3 protein-coding genes are annotated in these 4,455 nt (G+C 50.2%); all 3 read left to right on the forward strand.

Going from position 1 to position 4,455, the window contains the following annotated elements:
- The first annotated feature begins 231 nt into the window (after window positions 1–231).
- The 3 genes from nagA to CAG65_RS05195 all read left to right on the forward strand — a co-directional run bounded on the left by nagA (window position 232) and on the right by CAG65_RS05195 (window position 4,267).
- Window positions 232–1,368: an N-acetylglucosamine-6-phosphate deacetylase gene (nagA, locus tag CAG65_RS05185; RefSeq protein ID WP_161452637.1), complete on the forward strand. Its 1,137-nt coding sequence runs from the start codon at window positions 232–234 to the stop codon at window positions 1,366–1,368.
- Between the two features lie 2 nt (window positions 1,369–1,370).
- Window positions 1,371–2,585, forward strand: a complete 1,215-nt coding sequence (nagC, locus tag CAG65_RS05190; RefSeq protein WP_021703795.1) for a DNA-binding transcriptional regulator NagC — start codon at window positions 1,371–1,373, stop codon at window positions 2,583–2,585.
- Between the two features lie 92 nt (window positions 2,586–2,677).
- Window positions 2,678–4,267, forward strand: a complete 1,590-nt coding sequence (locus tag CAG65_RS05195; RefSeq protein WP_021703794.1) for a cation:proton antiporter family protein — start codon at window positions 2,678–2,680, stop codon at window positions 4,265–4,267.
- Window positions 4,268–4,455: the final 188 nt, after the last annotated feature.

The raw sequence follows: 4,455 nt of genomic DNA on the forward strand, positions 1-4,455 counted from the left end.
TTCAGAGTGTGGCTTTTAGAAGCAAACTGTTTTACACCAGCTTGTCACAAAGCCTTTAGGTTGTGGGATACTGCAGCCAGGTCTCCACGAATGACGTTGTGATTCGCGCTTAAACAAGATATTTCGCGAGCTAATTGAAGCTCACAAATAAAGTGCTCGTTGTGGTGTAAAATGAGCGTATGATGCTCGCAAAGAGAATAGAGAAATCATAGTTATAAGGATCGGTTGATTATGTACGCGCTGACTAACTGTAAAATCTACACGGGGAGTGATGTACTGGTAGACCATGCTGTGGTGATTAAAGGCGATTTAATCGACTCAGTATGTCCGGTATCAGAGCTGCCTGAAGGCATTGAAATTAAAGACCTGCAAGGCGCTAATGTAAGCCCTGGTTTCATCGACCTGCAACTGAACGGTTGTGGCGGCGTGATGTTGAACGACGAAATCACGGCTGACACCATGCACATCATGCATCAAGCGAACCTGAAATCCGGTTGTACCAGCTTCCTGCCGACATTGATAACGTCATCCGACGACAACATGCGTCAGGCCATTGCTGCCGCCCGCGAGTATCAGTCTTGTTATCAAAATCACTCTCTCGGCCTGCATCTGGAAGGCCCTTATCTGAATGTGATGAAAAAAGGCATTCACAGCGTTGACTACATCCGCCCTTCTGACGGCAGCATGATCGATTACATTTGCGAAAATGCTGACGTGATTGCCAAGGTAACGCTGGCGCCAGAGCACAATGACCCAGAACATATTCGTCGCCTGAAAGACGCCGGCATTGTGGTATCCATCGGTCATACCAATGCCACCTACACCGAAGCACGCAAAGGCTTTGAAGCCGGCATTAGCTTTGCCACGCACCTATTCAATGCCATGACACCAATGGTTGGCCGAGAGCCTGGCGTGGTGGGTGCTATCTACGATACTCCTGAAGTGTACGCCGGCATCATTGCTGACGGTTTCCATGTGGATTACGCCAACATCCGTATCGCACATAAAATCAAAGGTGAAAAGCTGGTATTAGTGACAGATGCCACAGCTCCTGCAGGTGCTAACATCGATCACTTTATTTTTGTCGGTAAGAAAGTATATTACAAAGATGGTAAGTGTGTTGATGAAAACGGCACACTGGGCGGCTCAGCCCTGACGATGATTGAAGCAGTTCAGAATTCGGTTGAGCACGTCGGTATCGCTTTGGATGAAGCATTACGGATGGCTACTTTGTATCCGGCAACTGCAATCGGTGTAGACCATAAACTCGGCCGTATCCGACCGGGGATGGTGGCCAACCTGACTGTCTTTGACCGTGACTTCGCTGTCCAGGCGACAACTGTTAACGGACAATACGAGCATAAATAAGAATGAATGGCGGACAGATTGGTAACGTAGACTTAGTCAAACAACTCAACAGCGCAGCTGTATATAGACTCATCGACCAACAAGGTCCGATCTCCCGGATTCAGGTCGCTGACGTCAGTCAGCTTGCTCCGGCAAGTGTTACAAAAATCACCCGCCAACTTTTGGAACGCGGCCTGATCAAAGAGGTCGCGCAACAAGCGTCGACCGGCGGTCGACGGGCCATTTCCCTTACCACCGAAGTCGAGCCGTTTCATTCCGTCGCCGTGCGTCTTGGACGGGACTACATTCAATTCAGTCTATACGATCTCGGTGGCAAAGAATTGGCGTCGGCTCAAGTTGAATTTTACTACACCAACCAGAGCGAGCTGGTGGATGGCCTGACGACACACCTTAAGCAGTTTGTCGCCGACCATCAAAATCAGATCAATCAGTTGATTGCAGTGGGCGTTGCCCTGCCCGGCTTAGTCAACCCGGAAACCGGGGTGGTTGAATACATGCCCAATACGGACATCGACAGCCTGGCGCTGAGCGACATTATCCGCGAACTTTTTCACGTAGAATGTTTTGTCGGCAACGACATTCGTGGCATGGCGCTGGCAGAACACTATTTTGGCGCCAGCCGAGATTGCAGAGATTCTATTCTGGTCAGTGTCCATCGGGGCACAGGGGCTGGCATTATTGTCAATGGTCAGGTATTTCTGGGCTCCAACCACAACGTGGGTGAAATCGGCCATATTCAGATCGATCCGCTGGGTGAACAATGTCAATGTGGCAACTTTGGCTGTCTGGAAACCGTCGCCGCCAACCCAGCGATTGTTTCCCGTGTCAAAAAGCTGATCGCGCAAGGTTATGAGTCCAGTCTGGCTGACCTAGAAAGCATCACCATAAAGGATGTCTGTGAGCACGCCAATAGTGGCGATGAACTGGCCAAACAAAGCTTAGTTCGGGTCGGCAATCAACTCGGCAAAGCAATCGCCATCACCATCAACTTGTTCAACCCTCAAAAAGTGATCATCGCAGGCGACATCACCCGCTGCGAGGACATTCTGTTTCCCGCCATTCGCCGCAATGTCGAAAACCAATCGCTGACCACGTTCCATAACGGCCTGCCGATTGTCGCCTCAGAGATTGACAATCAACCGACCATTGGCGCTTTTGCCATGATCAAACGGGCAATGCTCAACGGTGTTTTGTTACAAAAATTACTGGAAGATTAAACATATACTCAACGAATTGCGTTACACTTACGGGCCGTGTCTTGTGACACCGCCCGTTTTTGATCTTTCATCTGAATAAGCTTTTCACCCGTATGGAACTACTGCTGATCTCCGCGGCGTTCGTCGCCGGTTTTGTTGCACTGAGACTGAATTTGCCCCCTCTGGTTGGGTTTCTGCTGGCTGGGTTTGCCCTCAATGCCTACGGTTTTGAAACCAACAGCACCATAGATACGCTCGCCGATCTCGGCGTGACACTGCTGCTGTTTACCATTGGCCTCAAGCTAGACGTCAAAACCCTGCTTTCCAAAGAAATCTGGGCTGGCGCTAGCATACACAACCTGCTGTCGACGTTAATTTTCAGCATGATTCTGCTGTGCCTTAAGTTGCTTGGCGTATCATCCATTGAAGCAATGGGCCTTCAGGAAGTGCTGCTGCTCAGCTTTGCCCTGTCTTTCTCTAGCACCGTGTTTGCCGTGAAAGCGCTGCAAGAAAAAGGTGAGATGAACTCCACATACGGTTCCATCGCCATTGGCATACTGGTCATGCAGGATATCTTTGCGGTGATCTTCCTGACCGCCTCAACGGGCAAGCTGCCAGAATGGTACGCGCTCGCCCTGTTTGCCCTTCCGCTGCTGCGACCGCTGTTCTTCGAATTGCTCGACTGGGTCGGACACGGTGAAATGCTGGTGTTGTTCGGTATCTTCTTTGCGTTGGTGGTCGGTGCCGGCCTGTTTGAACTGGTTGGTATGAAAGCCGATCTCGGCGCACTTATCATGGGTCTGATGCTGGCCGGACACAAAAAAGCGTCTGAACTGTCCAAGTCTTTATTTAACCTGAAAGAACTCTTTTTGGTGTGCTTCTTCCTCAGTATCGGCCTGGAAGAGCACCCGACCCTGTCTGGTCTCGCTCTGGCCGTAGTGTTCCTATTGATGCTGCCGCTTAAAGGGGCGCTGTACTTTTTTGTCCTTAACCGTTTTAAGTTTCGTGTACGCACGTCGCTGCTGGCCTCTCTGAGTCTGTTTAACTACAGCGAGTTTGGACTGATTGTCGGTGGTCTGGCATTCAAGATGGGTTGGATGAGCGGCGACATTCTGGTCGCTATCGCGCTGGCGGTTTCGATTTCGTTTGTCTTATCTGCGCCTATCAATCGCATGGGCCATGACATCTACCGTAAATCCGGCCGCTGGCTGAAAGAACATGCCGCCGAAGAACTGAATGTCCGCGATCAATTGATCAATCCTGGCAGTGCGCAAATTCTGATCCTTGGCATGGGCCGGATCGGCAGTGGGGCATACGATGCACTCAGAACTCGTTACGGCAAAGTGTGCCTTGGGGTTGAGATCCGTGACGATGCAGCCCAATTGCACCGTAAAGAGGGGCGGAATGTGATTGCCGGAGACGCCACCGATCCAGACTTCTGGGAGCGTATCTTGGATACGGGCCGGGTCAAGTTGGTTCTGCTGGCGATGCCGAATCATCAAGGAAATCAGATCGCGCTGGAACAACTGCGCAGCCGCGGTTACACCGGTCAGATAGCGGCGATTGCCGCTTATCAGGACCAAATGGATGAACTGCTCAATAACGGCGCCGACGCGGCTTTCAATATCTACAATGAAGCCGGTAGCGGTTTCGCTCGCCACGTTTGTGACCGACTGCATGTCACCTTTGACCACGTTCGATAAACTGTCTTAACAAGAAAGAGGTGCCAAAACGCCTCTTTTTAACCCCCATTCTGTTTAAAAAGCGTCCGCACTTAACTTTTGTTCACTCAAACAGAGTTAACATTAAATAAAATTTACCCCAATGGCTTTTATATAAACTTTTCAATCAATCCTGGTTGCTTTTTTTAATCAAACTGGCACATTTTAAC

The sequence above is a fragment of the Vibrio sp. V39_P1S14PM300 genome (assembly GCF_009904765.1).
GTDB classification, from domain to species: domain Bacteria; phylum Pseudomonadota; class Gammaproteobacteria; order Enterobacterales; family Vibrionaceae; genus Vibrio; species Vibrio proteolyticus.